This window comes from Polaromonas sp. AET17H-212 (assembly GCF_002379085.1).
Classification (GTDB): Bacteria; Pseudomonadota; Gammaproteobacteria; order Burkholderiales; family Burkholderiaceae_C; genus Polaromonas.
Genome location: NZ_NBZW01000048.1, coordinates 1 through 20,209 on the forward strand (window position 1 = coordinate 1; position 20,209 = coordinate 20,209).

The 20,209-nt window shown below is 61.8% G+C and carries 22 protein-coding genes; 9 read left to right on the forward strand and 13 right to left on the reverse strand.

The window, feature by feature from the left end:
- From B7G53_RS21540 to B7G53_RS21585, 10 genes are all read right to left on the reverse strand, one after another.
- On the reverse strand, positions 1-149 hold a 149-nt coding region (locus tag B7G53_RS21540; RefSeq protein ID WP_141396407.1), incomplete at its 3' end, for a glyceraldehyde 3-phosphate dehydrogenase NAD-binding domain-containing protein.
- A 55-nt stretch (positions 150-204) separates the two neighbouring features.
- Positions 205-879 carry an HAD-IA family hydrolase gene (locus B7G53_RS21545; RefSeq protein WP_096671571.1) on the reverse strand — a complete coding sequence of 225 codons (675 nt, stop codon included), beginning with the start codon at positions 877-879 and terminating at the stop codon, positions 205-207.
- A 13-nt stretch (positions 880-892) separates the two neighbouring features.
- Entirely contained in the window at positions 893-2,992 is a 2,100-nt protein-coding gene (gene tkt, locus B7G53_RS21550; RefSeq protein ID WP_176491444.1) for a transketolase, read from the reverse strand.
- Between the two features lies 1 nt (position 2,993).
- Positions 2,994-3,869: a phosphoribulokinase gene (locus B7G53_RS21555; RefSeq protein ID WP_096671573.1), complete on the reverse strand. Its 876-nt coding sequence runs from the start codon at positions 3,867-3,869 to the stop codon at positions 2,994-2,996.
- Positions 3,870-3,977: 108 nt separating this feature from the next.
- On the reverse strand, positions 3,978-5,075 hold the full coding sequence (locus B7G53_RS21560) for a class 1 fructose-bisphosphatase (protein WP_096671575.1): 1,098 nt from the start codon (positions 5,073-5,075) through the stop codon (positions 3,978-3,980).
- Positions 5,076-5,107: 32 nt separating this feature from the next.
- A complete protein-coding gene (gene rpe / locus B7G53_RS21565) occupies positions 5,108-5,800 on the reverse strand; it encodes a ribulose-phosphate 3-epimerase (protein WP_096671577.1) in 693 nt (230 codons plus the stop codon).
- Positions 5,801-5,826: 26 nt separating this feature from the next.
- A complete protein-coding gene (locus tag B7G53_RS21570; RefSeq protein WP_096671579.1) occupies positions 5,827-6,573 on the reverse strand; it encodes an HAD-IA family hydrolase in 747 nt (248 codons plus the stop codon).
- The gene (cbbX, locus tag B7G53_RS21575) at positions 6,570-7,538 is read right to left on the reverse strand and encodes a CbbX protein (RefSeq protein ID WP_096671603.1); all 969 of its coding nucleotides are present in this window, start codon (positions 7,536-7,538) and stop codon (positions 6,570-6,572) included. The genes B7G53_RS21570 and cbbX overlap by 4 nt, the downstream gene beginning before the upstream one ends.
- Before the next feature lie 28 nt (positions 7,539-7,566).
- Positions 7,567-8,001: a ribulose bisphosphate carboxylase small subunit gene (locus B7G53_RS21580; protein WP_096671581.1), complete on the reverse strand. Its 435-nt coding sequence runs from the start codon at positions 7,999-8,001 to the stop codon at positions 7,567-7,569.
- A gap of 26 nt (positions 8,002-8,027) precedes the next feature.
- Entirely contained in the window at positions 8,028-9,488 is a 1,461-nt protein-coding gene (locus tag B7G53_RS21585) for a form I ribulose bisphosphate carboxylase large subunit (RefSeq protein WP_096671583.1), read from the reverse strand.
- 108 nt (positions 9,489-9,596) lie between these two features.
- Here B7G53_RS21585 and B7G53_RS21590 point away from each other — a divergent pair, with 108 nt between their 5' ends.
- The 5 genes from B7G53_RS21590 to B7G53_RS21610 all read left to right on the forward strand — a co-directional run bounded on the left by B7G53_RS21590 (position 9,597) and on the right by B7G53_RS21610 (position 14,032).
- Entirely contained in the window at positions 9,597-10,553 is a 957-nt protein-coding gene (locus B7G53_RS21590; protein WP_096671585.1) for a LysR family transcriptional regulator, read from the forward strand.
- A 156-nt stretch (positions 10,554-10,709) separates the two neighbouring features.
- Positions 10,710-11,144, forward strand: coding sequence for a pseudoazurin (locus B7G53_RS21595; RefSeq protein WP_217992642.1), 435 nt, complete (start codon positions 10,710-10,712; stop codon positions 11,142-11,144).
- Between the two features lie 165 nt (positions 11,145-11,309).
- Positions 11,310-11,714: a rhodanese-like domain-containing protein gene (locus tag B7G53_RS21600; RefSeq protein WP_255250122.1), complete on the forward strand. Its 405-nt coding sequence runs from the start codon at positions 11,310-11,312 to the stop codon at positions 11,712-11,714.
- A complete protein-coding gene (locus B7G53_RS21605) occupies positions 11,711-12,313 on the forward strand; it encodes a rhodanese-like domain-containing protein (RefSeq protein ID WP_255250123.1) in 603 nt (200 codons plus the stop codon). Before B7G53_RS21600 ends, B7G53_RS21605 begins: the two co-directional genes overlap by 4 nt.
- 324 nt (positions 12,314-12,637) lie before the next feature.
- Positions 12,638-14,032: a DUF3422 family protein gene (locus B7G53_RS21610; protein ID WP_096671591.1), complete on the forward strand. Its 1,395-nt coding sequence runs from the start codon at positions 12,638-12,640 to the stop codon at positions 14,030-14,032.
- Positions 14,033-14,161: 129 nt separating this feature from the next.
- Here B7G53_RS21610 and B7G53_RS21615 read toward each other — a convergent pair whose 3' ends face one another.
- On the reverse strand, positions 14,162-14,650 hold the full coding sequence (locus tag B7G53_RS21615) for a thioredoxin fold domain-containing protein (RefSeq protein ID WP_255250124.1): 489 nt from the start codon (positions 14,648-14,650) through the stop codon (positions 14,162-14,164).
- Positions 14,647-15,606, reverse strand: a complete 960-nt coding sequence (locus tag B7G53_RS21620) for an MBL fold metallo-hydrolase (protein WP_441339014.1) — start codon at positions 15,604-15,606, stop codon at positions 14,647-14,649. Before B7G53_RS21620 ends, B7G53_RS21615 begins: the two co-directional genes overlap by 4 nt.
- Positions 15,607-15,739: 133 nt before the next feature.
- Between B7G53_RS21620 and B7G53_RS21625 the strand changes: the two genes are divergently transcribed.
- The 4 genes from B7G53_RS21625 to B7G53_RS21640 all read left to right on the forward strand — a co-directional run bounded on the left by B7G53_RS21625 (position 15,740) and on the right by B7G53_RS21640 (position 19,081).
- On the forward strand, positions 15,740-16,834 hold the full coding sequence (locus B7G53_RS21625) for a YeeE/YedE family protein (RefSeq protein ID WP_096671593.1): 1,095 nt from the start codon (positions 15,740-15,742) through the stop codon (positions 16,832-16,834).
- A 92-nt stretch (positions 16,835-16,926) separates the two neighbouring features.
- Positions 16,927-17,247 (forward strand): c-type cytochrome, encoded by a 321-nt coding sequence (locus B7G53_RS21630; protein ID WP_141396427.1) that lies wholly within the window; start codon positions 16,927-16,929, stop codon positions 17,245-17,247.
- A 14-nt stretch (positions 17,248-17,261) separates the two neighbouring features.
- Positions 17,262-18,539 (forward strand): NAD(P)/FAD-dependent oxidoreductase, encoded by a 1,278-nt coding sequence (locus tag B7G53_RS21635; protein WP_096671595.1) that lies wholly within the window; start codon positions 17,262-17,264, stop codon positions 18,537-18,539.
- Between the two features lie 113 nt (positions 18,540-18,652).
- Positions 18,653-19,081: a DsrE family protein gene (locus B7G53_RS21640; protein WP_255250125.1), complete on the forward strand. Its 429-nt coding sequence runs from the start codon at positions 18,653-18,655 to the stop codon at positions 19,079-19,081.
- 9 nt (positions 19,082-19,090) lie between these two features.
- Here B7G53_RS21640 and B7G53_RS21645 read toward each other — a convergent pair whose 3' ends face one another.
- Entirely contained in the window at positions 19,091-19,438 is a 348-nt protein-coding gene (locus B7G53_RS21645) for an ArsR/SmtB family transcription factor (protein WP_096671599.1), read from the reverse strand.
- Positions 19,439-20,209: the final 771 nt, after the last annotated feature.

Sequence of the window (20,209 nt, forward strand, 5' to 3'; positions counted from 1 at the left end):
GAGTCGTACTGCAGCATGTACTTGAGGTAGTCGGGCTCGAGCAGGTCGTTGATGCCGACGATCTCGATGTCGCTGAAGTTCTGCACGGCGGCTCGCAACACGTTGCGCCCGATGCGGCCGAAGCCGTTGATACCTAGTTTGATGGCCATGCCGATTTCCTTGAATAAATAGTGACTGTTGTGCCGATTGAACCTGCGCCGGCTGCTATGACTTCAGTAGCGCCGAGCAGTCCGCGATGACCCGGTCCGGCGCGCAGGCGGCTATCGGCTGGCCCATGTTGTAGCCATAGGGCAGCGCCCAGACGGCGATGCCGGCGTTACGCGCCGTCGCCACGTCGATGCTGGAGTCCCCCACAAAAAGGGCGCGGTGCCGAGGCGTGCCAAACTGCGCAAGACAGCGCTCAATGCCCGCCGGGTCCGGTTTTTTGGTGGGCAGCGTGTCACCGCTGACCACGCAGTCAAGCAGCGGCATCAGCTGGTGGGCGTTCAGCACGGTGGCGGTGTAGCGGCCTTCCTTGTTGGTCACCACCGCCAGCCTGGTGCCCCTGCTGCGCAGCGCCGTCAGCGCTTCGCGCACCTGGGGGTAGAGGTGGCTGCGCGTCCCGCAGCGTCTCTGGTAGTGCTTGTCAAACTCTGCGGCAATCAGCGCCAGGCTATCGCTGATGCGTATGGCCGCAGCATCCGTTTTTCCGCTGTACGCCAGGGCCTGGATCAGCAGCTCACGCGTTCCGTGGCCGATCCAGTCGTTGACTTGCTGCTGCTCCACCTCGGGCAGGTCGAAGCGGCGCAGGGTGTCGTTGACGGCATCGCAGATTTCGGGCGCGGTTTCGATCAGCGTGCCGTCGAGGTCAAACATGACCAGGTCAAAAGATGTATTCATGACGTGTTCAGGCTCAGGTGGTGGACAGAACAATCTGATCGGACAAGACACCATTGCTCCGGTCGTCGCCGCCCACCCAGATTTCGCGGCGATAGGCCGCGCGGTGGGCCAGCGTACGCACGGATTCCACGACGCGCTGGACGGTGATGCCAAAGTGGGCGTACAGAGCGCTGGCCGGTGCGGATTCACCAAAGCTGGCGATGCCCACCACCATGCCGGTACGGCCCACATACTTGCGCCAGAAATCAGGATGCGCCGCTTCAATGGCCACCGTGGGCAGGCCCAGCGGCAGCACCAGCGCCTGGTAGGCCTCGCTCTGGCGGTCGAACACATTGGTGCAGGGCATGGACACGACGCGGGTGGCAATGCCTTCGCTCGCCAGCGCGGCCTGCGCTTCCATGGCCAGCGAGGTTTCCGATCCCGTGGCCACAATCACGGCCTGAACCCCTTCCATGTCAGACAGGACATAGCCGCCGCGGCGGATGCTCCCGGCCATGCCGGCACCGGTCAAGCGCGGCAGGTTCTGGCGCGACAGGCACAGCGCGCTGGGGCCGTCGCGCCGCCCGATGGCGTGAGCCCAGGCGACGGCGGTTTCCAGGCCGTCCGCCGGCCGCCAGACGTCCAGGTTGGGAATGATGCGCAGGCTGGGAATGTGCTCCACGCTCTGGTGCGTGGGCCCGTCTTCGCCCAGGCCGATGCTGTCGTGCGTGAACACATGGATGACACGCAGCTTCATCAGCGCGGCCATGCGGATGGCGTTGCGGCTGTAGTCGCTGAAGGTCAGGAAGGTGCCGCCGTAGGGGATGAACCCGCCATGCAGCGCGATGCCGTTCATGATGGCGGCCATGCCGAACTCGCGCACGCCGTAACTCACGTGGTTGCCCGCCTGGTCGCGTCCGGCCTTGATGCAGCCCTTGAAGTTGGTCAGGTTGGATCCCGTCAGATCGGCACTGCCACCGAAAAATTCGGGCACCAGGGAACTCAGCGCGTCGAGCGCGTTCTGGCTCGCCTTGCGGGTCGCCACGGCGTCCGGCTTGGCCGCAATGGCCGCCAGCAACTCGGGCAGTTTGTCGGCCAAAGCGGGCAGCAGGTCGCCGGCCACGCGGCGCTCGAACTCGGCCGCCTCCAGTGGGTACTGCGTGCGGTAGGCCTCGAAACGCACGCGCCAGGTCCGCTCGGCCAGCTGGCCGCGTTCGACGGCGTTCCAGGCGTTGGCAATGTCCATTGGCACGTCGAAGGGCGCAGCAGTCCAGCCCAGCGCCTCGCGGGTGGCGGCCACTTCGGCGGCCCCCAGGGCTGCACCGTGCACGTCATGCGTGCCGGCCTTGTTCGGCGAACCGTGGCCGATCACGGTTTTGCAGCAGATCAGTGTGGGCCGGCCATCGGGCAGGACCGCCTGGGCCTTCGCCGACCGCACGGCGGCGTCCAGGGCCAGGGGATCGTGCCCGTCCACTGCGGCAATGACATTCCAGCCATAGGCCTCGAAACGCCTGGGCGTGTCGTCGGTGAACCAGCCCTCCACATGGCCGTCAATCGAGATGCCGTTGTCGTCGTAGAAGGCCACCAGTTTGGACAGGCGCAGCGTGCCGGCCAGCGAGCAGGCTTCGTGACTGATGCCTTCCATGAGGCAGCCGTCGCCCATGAAGACATAGGTGAAGTGGTCCACCACCCCATGGCCGGGTTTGTTGAACTCGGCAGCCAGCAGCTTCTCCGCCAGCGCCATGCCGGCCGCGTTGGCGAGGCCCTGGCCCAGCGGTCCGGTGGTGGTTTCCACACCGGGGGTGACGCCCACTTCGGGATGGCCCGCCGTCCGGCTGTGCAGCTGGCGGAAGTGCTTCAGCTCCTCCATCGGCAGGTCGTACCCTGTGAGGTGCAACAGGGCATAGATCAGCATGGAGCCGTGGCCGTTGCTCAGTACAAAACGATCCCGGTCCGGCCATTTCGGATTCGCCGGATTGTGCTTGAGGTGGCGGTTCCACAGCACCTCGGCGATGTCGGCCATGCCCATGGGCGCGCCGGGGTGGCCGGATTTGGCTTGTTCGACCGCATCGACGGCGAGCATGCGGACAGCGTTGGCCATGTGCCTGGCCATGTCGGGTGTAGGCGTGGTCATCTCAGGAAGCCCTCTTCTTGCGTTCCATCATGCGCCAGACAAAGGGCGTGAAGATCAATTGCATGGCCAGCTCCATCTTGCCGCCGGGCACCACGATGGTGTTGGCGCGCGACATGAACGAGTCGTTGATCATGCTGCGCAGGTACTGGAAATCGATGCCCTTGGGGTTGGCAAAGCGGATCACCACCATGCTTTCATCCGGCGAAGGAATGTCGCGCGCGATGAAGGGGTTGGAGGTATCGACCATGGGCACGCGCTGGAAGTTCACGTGCGTGTGCATGAACTGCGGGCAGATGTAGTTCACGTAGTCGGGCATGCGGCGCAGAATGGTGTCGGTCACGGCCTCGGTGCTGTAACCGCGCTTGGACTTGTCGCGGTAGAGTTTCTGGATCCACTCCAGGTTGATCACCGGCACCACCCCGATCAGCAGGTCCGGATGCTGCGCGATGTTGACCTCGGGCGTGACGACGGCGCCATGCAGGCCCTCGTAGAACAGCAGGTCGGTGTCCGCGGGAACGTCTTCCCAGGCCGTGAAGGTGCCGGGCTGCTGCTTGTAGGGCGCGGCCTCTTCAGGGTCGTGCAGGTATTTGCGGCGCTTGCCGGTGCCGGTTTCGCCATAGGCGCGGAACAACTCGGCCAGTTCGGGAAACAGGTTGTTTTCCGGCCCGAAATGGCTGAAGTTGTTGTTGCCCGCTGCCTCGGCTTCGGCCGCTTTGGTTTTCATGTCCTTGCGGTCGTAGCGGTGAAAACTGTCGCCCTCGATGATGGCGGCGTTCACGTTCTCGCGGCGGAAGATGTTCTCGAACGTATGCGTAACCGAGGTGGTGCCGGCACCGGACGAGCCGGTGATGGCGATGATGGGATGGCGTTCAGACATGGGGGGTTCCGTAAGTCAAAAAAATTGGGCAACAAAAGCCTGTAGTCCGGATGTTTGCTGCGTGATCAGCTACTTGTTCAATAGCCTTGCGGCAGCCACCACCGAAAATCAGACGCGGAACAGGCTGCGTTCGGCAAACAGCGGATTGGTCTGCTCGGTCTTGGCGGGTTCGGCGTGGTAACGCTCGATGCGCTCCACCTCGCTCCTGGAGCCGAAGACCAGGCCGATGCGCTGGTGCAGCGAGCTTGGCTGCACGCCCAGCATCGGCCGGTGCCCGGTCGACGCCCGGCCGCCGGCCTGCTCCATGAGCATGCCTATCGGGTTGGCCTCGTAAAGCAGCCGCAGGCGGCCGGGTCTGGAGGCGTCTTTGGTATCGCGCGGATAGAGGAAGACACCGCCGCGCATCAGAATGCGGTGCGCCTCGGCCACCATGCTGGCAATCCAGCGCATGTTGAAATCCTTGGCGCGAGGCCCGGTCTTGCCCGCCAGGCACTCATCCACATAACGCTTGACCGGCGCCTCCCAGAAGCGGCTGTTGGAGGCATTGATGGCGAACTCCTGGGTATCGGTCGGGATCTGCATCTTCGGATGTGTGAGCATGAATTCGCCCAGGTTCGGATCCAGGGTGAAACCGTTGACGCCATCGCCCACGGTAAGCACCAGCATGGTGGTGGGGCCATACAGGGCGTAACCTGCGGCCACCTGGCTGGCGCCGGGCTGAAAAAAATCAGCCTCGGTCACATCGCGACCGGTGTCTTCCACGTCTTGCGGTGCGCGCAGCACCGAAAAAATGCTGCCGACGGAAACGTTCACGTCGATGTTGCTGGACCCGTCCAGGGGGTCAAACACCAGCAGGTACTTGCCGCGCGGATACTGCAGCGGAATCTGATACGGCAAGTCCATTTCTTCAGACGCCATGCCCGCGAGATTGCCCGCCCATTCGGTCCGCCGGATAAAAACATCGTTGCTCAGTACATCGAGTTTTTTCTGCGTCTCGCCCTGCACATTGACGGAGCCACCCTCGGCAACTGCGTGGTTACCCATGACGCCCCCCAGCTCGCCGAACGCGACAGCGCGGGCAATGCCTTTGCAGGCTAGCGCCACGTCCAGGATCAGGGCATTGAAATCGCCGCTGGCACTGGGGAAGCGGCGGCGCTCCTCGATCAGGAATTGGGTCAGGGTGGACCGATTGGCGGTTAGTGGCATGGCCGTTCTTTCAGGAGGGTTGATGCAGGAGTTCAGAGCAAGGCGGCCTGGCGGCGCAGCTCGCGCATGACGCCGCGGTAGCCGCCATCGGCATCAGGCGCACCAAACACGGCGCTGCCCGCCACGCAGGTGTCGGCACCGGCTTGCACGATCTCGGCGATGTTGTCGGTTTTCACCCCGCCATCGACTTCCAGCCAGATCGGCTGGCCGCCGCGCGCCTGGTGCGCCGCTATGCGCTGACGCACGGTACGCAGCTTGCCCAGCGTGGCGGGGATGAATTTCTGCCCGCCAAAGCCGGGGTTCACGCTCATGAGCAACACCATGTCCAGCTTGTCCATGACATGGTCCAGCCATTCCACGGAGCTGGCCGGGTTCAGCACCAGCCCGGCCTTGCAGCCGTGTTCGCGAATCAGCGAGAGCGTGCGGTCCACATGGCGCGACGCCTCCGGATGGAAGGTGATGATGTTGGCGCCGGCCTTGGCAAACAGCGGAATCAGCGCATCCACCGGCTCGACCATCAGGTGAACATCAATGCCGATCTTCACGTGCGGGCGAATCGCTTCGCACACCAGCGGGCCGATGGTGAGGTTGGGCACGTAATGGTTGTCCATCACGTCAAAGTGCACCAGGTCGGCCCCGGCGGCCTCAATGGCGCGAACCTCTTCGCCCAGACGGGCAAAGTCGGCGGACAGAATCGAAGGCGCAATGCGGAGGGGGCTTGACATGGTGAGGATGCTTATGAAGAAAAGAATCAGCGAGCGGTCGATTTTTTCGGGCCCGCTGCTGCGTGCATGCCGGCCAGCTGCGCCAGCGTGCAGCCGGCCAGGTCCGGCAGGACGCAGAGCGCGCCTGAAAAGTCATGGTGCCCGGTGAAAGAATTCTGGGTGATGATGGTGGGCAACCCCGCCGCCGCCGCGGCCCGCAATCCGTTGGCTGAATCCTCAATGGCCAGACACGCGGCTGCGGGCAACTTCAGCCGGCTCAGCGTTTGCAAATACACCTGGGGATGGGGTTTTTTGCGGGGCGCGGTCGAAGCGTCCTCGATCACGAAAAAAAACCGCGTCCAGTCCGGCCCCATGGCACAGCGCAAAAGCGCGGAAATATTGACCGGCGACGTGGTCGTTGCAATGGCCAGTTGCAATCCCCCGTCGTGCGCCTGCTCGATCAGTTTTAAAACGCCTGGCCGCAGTTGCACGGCGCCGTTATTGACCATGCGCTCGTAAGCCGCTGTTTTCTGGTCGTGGATGCGCCGCACGGTCTCGGTAAAGGCGGCGTTGTCGATACTCTTGAGATCGGGCTGAACCTGCCGCCAGTAATAGGTGATGCGCTCCTTACCCCCCGACACTTCCAGCAGCCGGGTGTACAGGGGCACGTCCCAGCGCCAGGGCAGGCTCTCCTGCGCAAACGCTTCGTTGAATGCGGCCAGGTGCGCCAGTTCCGTGTCGGCCAGCGTCCCGTCGACATCAAAAATCAGGGCCTGGAGACCGGCGGTGTTCATGGCTGCGCCTTCACTTGCTGGAAGACGCGACTGGCGCGTATGTCCCGCTCTTCAATCGTCGTCAGGTCGTCAACGGTCAACACCCGGTCGCGGTCTTCAAACAGGCGGCTCGCCTGGCGCAGCCGAGCCCGTTCCAGCGCATTGCGGGCACTGCGCGCATTGGCAAAGTGCGGCTGGCCGATACGCAGCGTGAGGTACTCTTCAAACACCTTCGCGGCGCCCTGGCCAAAGCGGTAATTCTGGTCGCCCAGCATTTTTTGCGAAATCTGCATCAGCTCGCCCACCGCATAGTCCGGAAAGTCAAGGTGGTGGGCAATGCGCGAGCTCATGCCAGGATTGCTCTGGAAAAACGTGTCCATGCGGTCCTTGTAGCCGGCCAGGATCACCACCAGATCATCGCGCTGGTTCTCCATGACCTGCAACAGGATTTCAATGGCCTCCTGGCCGTAGTCGCGCTCGTTTTCCGGGCGGTACAGGTAGTAGGCCTCGTCAATGAACAGCACGCCACCCATGGCCTTTTTAAGCACTTCCCGGGTCTTGGGCGCCGTGTGGCCAATGTACTGGCCCACCAGGTCGTCACGCGTGACCGCGACCATATGGCCTTTGCGCACATAGCCGAGTCGGTGCAATATTTCAGCCATGCGCATGGCCACGGTGGTTTTCCCGGTGCCGGGGTTGCCGGTGAAACACATGTGCAAGGAAGGCGCCTGGGCTGCCAGCCCCAGGTTCAGGCGCAGCTTGTCGATCACCAGCAGCGCAGCGATGTCGCGGATGCGCGCCTTGACCGGCGCCAGCCCGACCAGCGCGTCATCCAGCTCCTGCAGAACCGGCTCCACATGCGAGTGCGCCAACACCTCGGCCACCGTGCGAGCCGCCGCCAGCGCGTGGTCCCCGCCAGCAGCCGTCGTTTCGGCAACGGCTTGCGCCTTCACCTGACCGGGAATCGAATACATCGGTGCGTTCATGATCGAGAGGCCTTTCACCCCGGCGTGCCTAGCCGCGCTCGCCTTCGGGCCGGTCCGCGCTGTAACCACGGGTGGTGTAGCGCAGGCTGCGGCCATTGACCTCTTGGCGCTCGAGCACGAAGCCGGGCTCGTTCTTGGGGCGGTTCACGATGATGCTCATCGCAATCGACTCCACACCGCGGGTTGAATCGAAAGCCATCAGGCGGATGTAATGGTTGGGGAAAGCCTTGCGGCAACCCGTCACTTCCATCACCACGCCGGCCGCGTCTTTCAGGTCAAACATCGGCATGCCGTACATGTCCCAGTAGGTGTTGCGCGGGTGCGGGTCGTCGGTGTACTCCACGCTCCAGGCGTAGCCCTTGCCCAGACCGTACTCCACCTGCAGCGCAATTTCTGCGTCGGTCAAATCGGGCAGGAAGCTGAACTGGCCCTGCGTGAGGCGGCCCATGGGGTTGGTCATCATAATTTGGTTCTCCTGTGTTCAGCGCATCAGTTCGATGCCGAGGGGGTTTGCGCGTAGTCGCTGCTGTCCGTCGATGCGTAGTTGAAGCTGATGTCGCCCCAGGTGTCGAGGGCAGCCTTCAGCGGACCGCAGGTCTGGGCAGCCTTTTTCAGGATTTCCGGACCTTCGTTCTTGATGTCCTTGCCTTCGTTGCGCGCCTTGACCATGGTCTCGAGCGCCACCCGGTTGGCGACCGCGCCCGCCTGAATTCCCTGCGGATGGCCGATCGTGCCACCGCCGAACTGCAGGATCACGTCGTCGCCGAACAGGTCGAGCAGCTGGTGCATCTGGCCGGCGTGAATGCCGCCCGACGCGACCGGCATGACCTTCTTGGTGTCGGCCCAGTCCTGGTCGAAGTAAAGGCCGCGCGGCAGGTCGGTCTTGGTGTAGCTGTCGCGGCAGACGTTGTAGTAACCCTGAACCGTCATTGGGTCGCCTTCGAGCTTGCCGACGGCGGTGCCGGTGTGCAGGTGGTCCACACCGGCCAGGCGCAGCCACTTGGCAATCACGCGGAAGCTCACGCCGTGGTTCTTCTGCCGGGTGTAGGTGCCGTGGCCGGCGCGGTGCATGTGAACAATCATGTCGTTCTTGCGCGCCCAGTTGGCCATGCTCTGAATCGCCGACCAGCCAATGACCAGGTCCAGCATGACCACGACGGAGCCGAGTTCCTTGGCGAACTCGGCGCGCTCGTAGATGTCTTCCATCGTGGCGCCGGTCACATTCAGGTAGCTGCCCTTGACTTCACCCGTGACGGCTTGCGCCTTGTTGACACCGTCCATCACATACAGGAAACGGTCGCGCCAGTGCATGAAGGGCTGCGAGTTGATGTTCTCGTCGTCTTTCATGAAGTCCAGGCCGCCGCGCAGGCCTTCGTAAATCACCCGGCCGTAGTTGCGGCCCGACAGACCGAGTTTTGGCTTGGTGGTGGCACCCAGCAGCGGGCGGCCAAACTTGTCCAGGCGCTCGCGCTCCACCACCAGGCCGGTAGGCGGGCCTTTGAAGGTCTTGACGTAGGCGACTGGCAGGCGGATGTCTTCCAGACGTGCAGCCTTCAGGGGCTTGAAGCTGAACACGTTGCCGATCAGCGAGGCCGTCATATTGGAAATCGAACCCTCTTCAAACAGGATCAGGTCATAGGCCACATATGCGAAGTACTGGCCCGGGGTGTTCGGCACCGGAATCACTTTGTAGGCCTTGGCGCGGTAGCTGTCGCAGGCCGTCAGCCGGTCGGTCCACACCACGGTCCAGGTCGCGGTGGACGATTCACCAGCGACGGCGGCTGCCGCCTCTTCCGGATCCACACCCTCTTGCGGCGTGATGCGAAACAGACAAATCGTGTCGGTCTCCGTCGGCACGTAGTCGGGCATCCAGTAGCCCATTTGTTTGTACTTCAGCACGCCGGCGCTGTAGCGCGTTTTGGCGTCTGTAATTAGCGTGGATTCGCTCATTGGCACTCCATTCACAAGGGTGTGTTGTTGATAATGAGGCCAACTATAAGCATGTAATTAAATAAGGTATATTCACCATTTGCATTGTTTGTGTTAAGGTTTTGCTTAATGAAAAACGCTACCTTCCGGCAGTTGCGGGTTTTTAATGAAGTCGCCAAGCATTTGAGTTTTTCAAAAGCGGCAGAAGCGCTTCACCTCACACCGCCCGCCGTCACCATGCAGATCAAGGAGCTGGAGGGCCATGTCGGCCTGCCGCTTTTCGATCGCGGCGGCCGGAAAATCAGCCTCACCACCACGGGCGAATACGTGCTGGTGTACGTCCGGAAAATTCTGGCGACCCTCAAGGACGCCGAAGACGCCACCGCGCGGCTGCAAAAGCTGGAAATGGGCAGCCTGACCATCGGCATGGTCAGCACAGCCACCTACTTTCTCCCGCACCTCCTGGCAGAGTTCAAGCGCGAACATGCGGGCATCGATGTCAAGCTGGTGGTGGGCAACCGCCGCCAGCTGGTGCGGATGCTGGAGCTCAGCGAGGTGGACATCGCCATCATGGGGCGCCCGCCCGAGCAAATGGCAACGCGCGCAGAGCCCTTCGCCGCGCATCCTCATGTGTTCATTGCCGCACCAGACCACCCCCTGATGGCCATGGAGGAAGTAACCGTGGCCGGCTTGCTCGGCGCGCCGTTCGTCATGCGCGAACAGGGCTCGGGAACCCGCGCGGCACTGGAGGAATTTTTCCAGCGGCAGCACGTTGAACTGAGCGTGGCCATGGAAGCGGACAGCAACGAGATCATCAAGCAAGCCGTCATGGCCGGCATGGGCATCAGTTTTCTGTCTCTGCACACCTTGGGCCTGGAGCTGGACAACGGACTGCTCAGGATGATTCCGGTCGAGGGCGCGCCGGTGGTGCGGCGGTGGAACTGCGTGCACACCCTGGCCAAGATGCTTTCGCCGGCCGCCGAGTCCTTTCGCTACTTCGTGCTGGAGCGTGGCGAGGGATTTCTGGCGACACAGTTTTTGCGCCACTGGAACCCTATGCGGGGACTGTCCACCGGCGCAGACTGACCGGGCCAGGTTGAGGACCGTCGGCAAAACCCGAAAGCTGCGGGTTTCTACCAGCCAATTAAACATCGTCTGCCGCTAATATAAGCAAGTGCTTCATTTTATGCGCGCCAGTTTTATCTCATGGTCGATCAGATTTAATTTTTAAAGGTATTTCATATGAAAAAATTCGCGACGCTGCTTGCCAGCATGCTGTTGGTGACGGGGGTGTACGCCGCAGAACACCAGATCAAAATGGTCAACAGCGGCAAGGACGGCATCATGGTTTTTGAGCCAGGTTTCATTCAAGCCACCAAAGGTGACACCGTGAAGTTCATCAAAACCGACGCATCGCACAACAGCTCGTCTTTTTTCACGCCTAAAGGCGCCACGGCCTGGAAGGGCAAGATGGACGAGGAAATCGTGGTCAAGCTCGATGCGGAAGGCGTTTACATGTACCAGTGCGATCCGCATAAATCCATGGCCATGGTGGGCGTGATTCAGGTCGGCAAGCCGGTCAACCTGGAAGATGCCAAAAAAGAAGCTGCGGCTTACAGCAAAACTCTGGCTATGAACAAAGACCGTTTGAGCAAATACATCGACCAGGTGAAGTAAGGACTTCTTCCAGGCTCGGCCCGCGCCGTGCGGCACGGGCCGAGCCTGGAAAGAAAACGTTGTGAAGTCTCGCTTGCCGCCCTGCCCTTCCGTGCAGGACGACGTCATGCAACACCACCGGCCGCGAACAGTCTCAGTGCCGCAACAACATACCCACCGCCGGACATGCTTCACACCCTGCGACTTCCATCGTTTTTATTGGTCACTCTTTTGCTTCTGGGAATGGCGGCCAATGCCGCGGCCCAGGCCGGACCCCCTTTTGTTTCGCTGGAAGCAGCACAGGCTGCAATTGAGCAGTCTTCCCAGATCGTCATCGACATCCGGGAGCCTGACGAGCACGCAACCGGTGTCGCCAAGGGCGCGGTGCTTATCCCCATGAGCCAGCTGGGTAAGCGTCTGGCAGAACTGCCGCAGCCTGCGAAACAACCGTTTCTGGTGATCTGCAATACACAAAACCGTTCATCACGCGTGGTCGAGCAACTGCGGACCATGGGCTACACAAACGCCAGCTACGTCAAGGGCGGCATGAGCCTCTGGGCCGCCCGCGGCTGGCCAATGGTCAAGCCATGATCCGGCTTGCCAGGCATCCACCGGCCCTGCCTGATTCGTTTCCGCGCCCAAAGCAAAGCGCCACCGCTCTTGCCTGGAACCGGAATGCCCCTGGATCGATGACACCAACAAAAGAAAACACCATGCGCCTGAAGAACACCGCCCTCTTTCTCGTACTCGCAGCCAGTGCGTTGTTGGCTGGCACACCGGCTCATGCTGACAACAAAGCCATTGCAATCGATGAAATGGCGGCTTACCTTGAATTTGTTGAATACGGCGGCGGAACGATCTTTCCTGAGCAGATTCCCAAAGAGGAATATGCCAAGATGCTGGTGATTGACGCACGCGAAAGCGCCCAGTTCAATGCCGGGCATATTCCCGGCGCAGTCAATATCGAATGGCGGCAGGTCTTGGCCAAAAGCAGCCAGATTCCCAAAAACAAGCCCGTCCTCCTGTACTGCAACACCGGCACCTTGTCCGCCCAAGCGGGATTTGCGCTGCGCGTGGCTGGCTGGGACAACGTCCGTATTCTTCAGGGTGGCTATGCTGAATGGAATGCCAAAGGCGGCCTCGACGCCAACGCCAGATCCAAGGCCGGCAGCACGCCACCGAAGCACTGATCTTCGCTGTCGGTATGCGCTGAATTCCGTTTTTTTATTTTCTGGTTTCAAGGCTGGTTTTCCTGCTGACCGCATGACCTTTCGTGTTTCCGTGAAACCAGAAAACTCCCCATCTGCATCTCGGACTTTGGCGACATCGCCTGCATCACCATGTCAACGGCAAAAAGCGACTGCCTCCTTGTACGAACGCCTGATGCCGCGCCCTGCCTTCCGCTAAACGCTCCCCATCGCCTGATTTTCAAGTCCACGGCGCTCCGGACGTTTCGCCCGCGGCTTCGCCGATAAGATTTTCACGCACGGGAATTTGCCTGCAAAATAGTCACAATGCAACTTCCGACCGCCGTCTACGCATCGCCTGACTCCGTGCCGCGCAGCCTGCCCGCGTGGCTCCCGCCGGACGACCTGGAACGTACCGCGCTGCACAACGAAGTGCATGCGCGGCCTGCAGCGCGCATCAGGCTGCCGGCGCTCATCATTTACGTGGCGGTGCTCAATGAAGGCGTCACCCGCGAAATGGAGTGCGCGCACCTGCGCCGTCTCGCGGGGCAGCATGCGTTGCCGCTGGACAACCTCAACGGCAACTTCCTGCGCCTGCGATTTGAGGGCTACACCGTCAAGTGGGAAAGACACAGCGAATTCACGCGTTATTCGATTGTGCAGGCGCTGCCCGGTACAGCGGGCCTGGGTGCCACCGAGCCAGAGCTGCTGGGCGCCCCGGTGGTGGCTCCGCAATGGCTGGCCAGCATCCCGGGACGCACCGTCGCAGCCATTCAGCTGGCCATGGTCCACGGCGATTTCTCCGACGAACAGGCGCTCATGGCCCAGGCGCAGCGCTGGTTTGGAGGGCATACCGTGGTGGCGTCCCAACTCGGTCATGTGCAAGGGCAGCCCGTGCTGCCCGGAAAGCCCCTGGGCCACTCCTGGGCGCTCACCGAATTTCGCATCGCTCCTGACGGATTTGAACGCATGCTGGTCATCGCGCAACCCGGCATCAGCGAAACCCGCACCGGCCGTATCTCGCAGCGTCTGCTGGACGTCGAAACCTACCGCATGATGGCGCTGCGCGGCCTGCCCGTAGCCAAGCTGCTGTCGCCGATGCTGGCCGAGGCCGAAAGCGCGCTGGCGGCGAACACCGCGCTGCTCGAAAGTGAGTCGGCGTCGGATCAGGAATTGCTGGGCATGCTGGTGTCGCTCGCGGCACGCGTTGAGCGCGCCACGGCCGAGCACAACTACCGCTTTTCAGCCACCCGAGCCTACGACACGCTGGTGGGCCAGCGCATCACCGAGCTGCGCGAAAAGGCCATTCCCGGGACACAGACCATCGGTGAATTCATGCAACGCCGCCTGTCGCCTGCCATGGCGACCGTGGCAGCCACGGCGCAACGCCTGGCTTCGTTGTCTGAGCGCGTTTCGCGCACCAGCGCGCTCTTGCGCACGCGAGTGGACATTGCCACCGAAATGCAGAACCGGCAGCTGCTGGAAAAGCTCACGCGTGGGCAGGAATTGCAACTGCGCTTGCAATCCACGGTTGAGGGACTGTCGATCGCGGCCATTTCCTACTACGTCATCAGCCTGCTGCTGTATGCCGGAAAGGCGCTCAAGGCTGCGGGCGTACCGCTGAATGCCGAAATCGCCACGGGCGTGCTGATTCCGGTGGTGTTATGGGGCGTGTGGCGCACCACCCGGCGCATTCATGCCAAACTGCGCGCCGACGCCTGAAAGCCTGAGTCCGGGAAAAAAACAGGGCGCCAGCCCAATGGAAACGGCCCCGATCATCTGCAAATCCAAGAGCAGCCTCTGGCTGCCTGCTGAGCAGCACACGCTCAAGGATGGCGTTCCGCCCACCGCTCAGGCCCGCAGTCGAGCCCGGGCCTGTGCCAATCGCTCGGCCAGATAAAAACTGTAAAAGTCTGGCGAGTACCCGGATAGCCTCTCGGCAACTTCCGCCCCGTCCCGCCCGAAGAAGAGCAGCGTCGGCGCCACTTTGACGTTCCACGCCCGGACCCGCTCATCGTGCGTCATTTGCCCGCCACTGAAGTCGCGGGTCAATTGCCGGCTGCGCATGTCCAGTTGCACCACCGCAAGGCCCTCTTGCTCGCGCATCGGTACCAGATGGCTTTCCCGCACCGCCCGGCAAAACACGCAGCCCTCGAGGCTGACCATCACCACCAGGGGCTTGCCGGCGCGCAAGGCAACACGCAACTCATCGGCCAGCGAACGGGAAGCAGGCAACGCGGGCAGCCCGGCAGCCTTCACACCGGGCAGCAGAAGCAGGGATGCGGCAGCCACCAGCCACTGCCGGCGCGGCGGGTCGCGGAGGGCAGAACGAGCCTTCATTTTTCTTCGCGCTCCATGAGCAGGTAAGTGTTGTAGGCGTTCATTCGGTTGGCGACGCGAAACAGCGGCAGGTGTTCAAACTGCGTCCAGTCGGTGGCCTTGTAGGCTTCTTCAAAGGGTTCGAGATTCCTGGCGGCCTCCCCCATCGCCTTGCGCAGGTAGACGAGGTAGTCGCGTGTCAGCTGCATGTCCTTGCGAGCCTCGGAAGACAGCGGCCCGTGGCCAGGCACGATGACGGTCGTGTCAAACGCAAGCAGATCGTCGAGCGCGGCGATCCAGTGCCGGCTGTCGGCCTGACCGACGTACGGAATGCGGCTGCGAAAGACCAGGTCGCCAGCGAAAAGCACCTTTTCCGAGGGCATGTAGATCGCCAGGTCTTCCAGGGTATGCGAGGGGCCCACATGTTTGAGCTGGAAACGCACGCCGCCCACCACCAGTTCCTTGTCCTTGTCGATCCACTCGTCGGCCTCCACCAGCCGCGTCTGGGCATCGATCCAGGGCGCAAGTTCCTGGCGCGAAGTGTCCAGCCGCAAGCGGGCCGTCTCCGAATTCAGATAGGCTTTTGCCGCAACGTGCGCGATGATGCGAGCCCCCTGCGCCTTGAAGGTCTGCAGGCCGTAGATGTGATCGGCATGGTAGTGCGTCACGATCACATGCGTGACCGGTTGCGACGTCACCTTGCGTATCTCGGCGAGGAGGCGGGTCGCCAGTGCAGGCGATCCCAGCGCATCGATCACCACCACGCCTGCCGGCGTCACCACGAACCCCGCGTTGGAAATGAAGTTCTGGTTGGCCGGCGAGCCCAGGGCCGATACGCCCTCGACATACCACGCAGAAGGCGACACCTTGTGCGCAGCCATGGCGGGCACTGCGTCGGCATGGGCCGTCAAGGCGCTCAGCGCCGCCAACAGCACGCCCAGGCCGTGCCGCCAAAAAAACGTTCTCGTCATCGCCATACGTGTCCTCAGCAGGAGTGTATCGATCGCCCAGCTCGCCCACCCAGATCGAGAGCTTGAGCAAGATCAAGAGACAAAAGCCTCACTGAACTTAGCATTAATATAAGCTAATACTGAATTATTGGAAACCGTCATGAACTTGGCAACCCTTTTTGAGCGTTACGGGGAAAGCGTGGCGCTGGCCATTGGAGGGCTCGTCATTGGCATCCTTTTTGGCTTTTTTGCCCAGCGCTCGAAGTTTTGCCTGCGGGCAGCCGCCATCGAGTTCTGGCATCGGAAATTCGGCGAGAAGCTCTCCGTATGGCTGCTGGCATTTTCCAGCGCCGTGGTTGGCGTTCAACTTCTCATCCTGACGCAGTCACTCGACGTGAGCACGGCGCGCCAGATCGCCGCGCGCGGCAGTCTCTCGGGGGCGCTGATCGGCGGCCTGCTGTTTGGCGCCGGCATGATCATGACCCGGGGCTGTGCCAGCCGTTTGTTGATTTTGTCGGCGAACGGCAATTTGCGGGCACTGCTGTCAGGACTGATCTTTGCCGTCACCGCGCAAGCCTCGCTGTCCGGCTCGCTGGCCCCCCTGCGCAACACCATCAGCGCCTGGTGGACGGTAGACGGCGGCCCCTCGCGTGACCTGCTGGCCATCACCGGCGCAGGGCACTGGGGTGGACTGCTTTTTGGCCTGGTGTGGCTTGCGGCAGCGCTTTTCTTCTCGGTACGAAGCGGCTGGGGTCTGTGGAAATGGATTGGCGGCATCGGGGCAGGCCTGATGGTGGCCGCTGGCTGGGGCTACACCTACCTCGTGTCCGCCAGCTCCTTTCAGGTGGTGCAGGTTCAGGGCCTGACCTTCAGCGGCCCTTCCGCAGAATGGCTGATGCGGGTACTGTCTTCGCCGGCCCCGGCGATCGGGTTTGACTTTGGTTTGCTGCCTGGCGTGTTCATGGGTTCGTTCATTGGCGCCTGGGTCGGAAAGGACCTGAAGCTGGAAGGATTCACCGACGGCTACGGCATGCGCCGCTATATCGTGGGCGCCGTCCTCATGGGGTTCGGGTCCATGCTGGCAGGCGGCTGTGCCGTCGGCGCCGGCATCACCGGAGGGGCCATTTTCGCCTTGACGGCCTGGATCGCCCTGGTCGGCATGTGGGCCGGCGCAGGCCTGACGGATCGCCTGCTTGACGGCAAGCCCATCGGCCAGCGCATGGCCATCGGACGGCCCGCCCTGACGGCGCCCTGAGCCGCCGCAGACTGTGCGTGTTTACCCGCGGTACTTCGGGTCATTCATTCGCTATATTCATGTTGGTTGATATCTCACAGAGGAGACCAGCCATGCGCATCAAAATTTACCTTGCCGCGGCATTGCTCATGGGAGGCGCGACAAGTGCCACGGTGGCGCAGGATGCAAGCGCCGCCTTGCACACACGTGCCCTCGCCGCAACCTGCGCCAACTGCCATGGCACCGACGGCCGCACGGTGGATGGCTCGGCCATCCCCTCGCTGGTCGGCATGCCCAAGAGCTACATGATCATGCAATTCAATGCCTTCAAGGATGGCTCGCGTCCAGCCACGGTGATGCACCAGCTCAGCAAGGGCTTCACCGATCAGCAGATCGACAGCATCGCCACCTATTTCGCCGCGACCAAGCGATAAGCCGGAGGAACAACATGAAAAGACGCAATTTTGTTCAGGCTTCCCTGGCCTTCGGCACACTGGGCAGCATGGTCGGCTGCGCCACCACGGGCCGCATTCCCAACCGGGCCAGGGTGCTCGTCATTGGCGGCGGCTACGGCGGCGCGACAGCGGCCAAGTATGTGCGCATGTTGTCGAACTACAAGATCGACGTGGTGATGGTCGAGCCCAACACCAACTTCGTTTCCTGCCCGATCTCCAATCTGGTGCTGGGCGGCTCCAGGACCATGGCCGACATCACCACGCCCTACGACAAGCTCAGCGGCAAACACGGTGTCACCGTCGTCAAGGACATGGTCAGCAGCATCGATGCCGACAAAAAAACCGTGGCCCTGGCCAGTGGCGCCACCATCGGTTATGACAAGCTGATCCTGTCTCCCGGCATCGACCTGATGTGGAACAGCATTGGCGGCCTGCAGGCCGCCAATGCAGCGGGACAGATTTTGCAGGCCTGGAAAGCCGGTCCGGAAACCCTGGCGCTGCGCCGCCAGCTCGAAGCCATGCCCGACGGCGGTGTCTATGCCATCACCATCCCGCTGGCTCCCTACCGCTGCCCGCCCGGGCCCTATGAACGCGCCAGCCAGGTGGCCAGCTACTTCAAGAAGGCCAAGCCGAAATCAAAGGTCCTGATTCTGGATGCCAATCCGGACGTCACATCCAAGGGGCCACTGTTCAAGAAGTTCTGGGCCGAGAACTACCAGGGCATGCTGGAATACCGCGGCGGGCACAAGGCCATGGCGGTCGATGCGCGGACAAACACGGTCAAGTTCGATGTTCAAGACGACGTCAGGGCCCAGGTGCTCAACGTACTGCCGGACATGAGTGCCGGCGCCATTGCCGTGCGGTCCGGCCTGGCCAATGCCAACAAACGCTGGTGCGATGTCAACTACCTGACGTTTGAATCCACCGCCGCCAAGGACGTTCACATCATTGGCGATTCAACGCTGTCCGCCCCGCTGATGCCCAAGTCCGGCCACATGGCCAACTCGCATGGCAAGGTCGTGGCGGCGGCCGTGGTGGCACAGCTTTCAGGCATGGAGGTCAACCCGAATCCGGTGCTGACCAACACCTGCTACAGCTTCGTCAACGACAAGCTGGTCGTTCATGTGGCGTCTGTGCACCAGTATGTGGCCGCCGAAAAAACCTTCAAGTCGGTGCCCGGTTCGGGGGGTGTCTCTGCCGCGCCCAATGAGCTGGAAGGCGTGTACGCCTGGAACTGGGCGCAGAACATCTGGGCCGATACACTGCTGTAAGAATGTTGGCAACTTGCCTGCCTTCACCCCCAACCTTCCACCTTCCACCTCCCCCGGAATTGATCGGGGTTTCATTTTTTTGGGAACGACTCATGCACAGACTTATTCTTTCCATGGCGATCACGGTGTTTGCTGCGAGCACGCTCTCGGGCTGCGCCACCCCCCAGCAGAGCGCTCAGGCGACCCAGCCAATCAAGGCGGTCTATCACCTCACCACCGGCATTGAAACTGCCGCTGCCGCGCTGAACAACATCCAGAACCACTTGAACGCGGATCCCAAAGCCAGGATTGTGGTGGTCACCAATGGGCCTGGCATTGATTTCATGATTCAAGACGCCAAGGACAGCCGGGGCCGCGAGTTCAGCTCAACCGTCAGCACCCTGGCCGGTCGTGGCGTAGAGTTTCGTGTCTGCAACAACACGCTGGTCACGCGCAATATTTCTCCGGACAAGCTGCTCATGGAAGGAAAAGTCGTTCCTTCTGGCGTCGCGGAAGCAGCCCAGCTACAAGCCCGGGAAGGCTTCGTCTACATCAAGCCGTGAGCCCTGGTCTCACCGGCCTTTTTCATAATCCGTCTCGATCGCGATCTGGGTGCAGATGGCCCGGCAGAGGGTCACCACGCGATCGTTGGTGATGCGGTAAAAAATCTGGACACCTTCACGGCGTTTGCCAATGACGCCGCTTTGATAAAGCGTATTCAGATGCTGCGACATATTGGGCTGGGTGGTGTCGACTTCCGCGAGCAGCTGGCTCACGTTTTTCTCGCCATTGCACAGGCTGCTGATGATTTTCAACCGCATCGGTGCAGACATCGCCCGAAAAAGTTCGGCAGCAGACTCAAAAACCTGATCCGACTCGGTAAGGGGTGGTGTGTTTGTTCGGCTTGCAAGCTTGCCCATACATGTCGCGTTAGCCCTGCAGGTTACGGTCGTTATTCAATGATTTCGAATATACACTTATTCTGCACTTTCATGACCGGGCGCCAATGGTCAAGGTCAGTCCACGTGGCCGTCTTCACTTCATGGTCCCAGCCGGCTGCCCGCCGGCCTGGGCTCACTTCCGTTGGGCTCAGCAGGTGTGGCGTCAATCGGCCTGAACCGGACCGGCCTGTCATTTAGACTGCAGGGCTGGAAGGAGGCAGGTCAAGGCGACGCCAGCTCCAGAAGCAATACAGGTAAGATCGCCAGGGAATGTATCCGCAGCACCCACAACGGTGGCCTGCTCCACGTAACGCCTCGCGATGCTTGCATCTGCACGAAACATCCGGCCGGGCGTTCTTCGCTGAACGACAGAATCACCGACATGGGAACCATCGTCAGAAAAGGTCAACGCACGGGCTAACGGGCAGCACCCCCATGAGCCTGCAGTGCATGCGGGATCCTGCGGAATGACGTCATCCAGGACTTTAGGCTACCTCTGTCACAAAACGGCTGCCGGGACAGCACGAACTCGCCCCGCAAAGCCATGCTGCTTCTCATGAAACATCTTCCCGTGACACCCCACGTCGAACGCGTACCGCTGTCGGGCGGCAGCACGCCGTCCGAGACCTCACCAAACACGTTTGATGTGCTGATTGTTGGCAGCGGCCTGGCAGGGCTCAGCACGGCGCTGAAGCTGGTTGAAGGAGGCGCTGCGGACTCCACCCCGCTTCGCGTCGCCGTACTGACCAA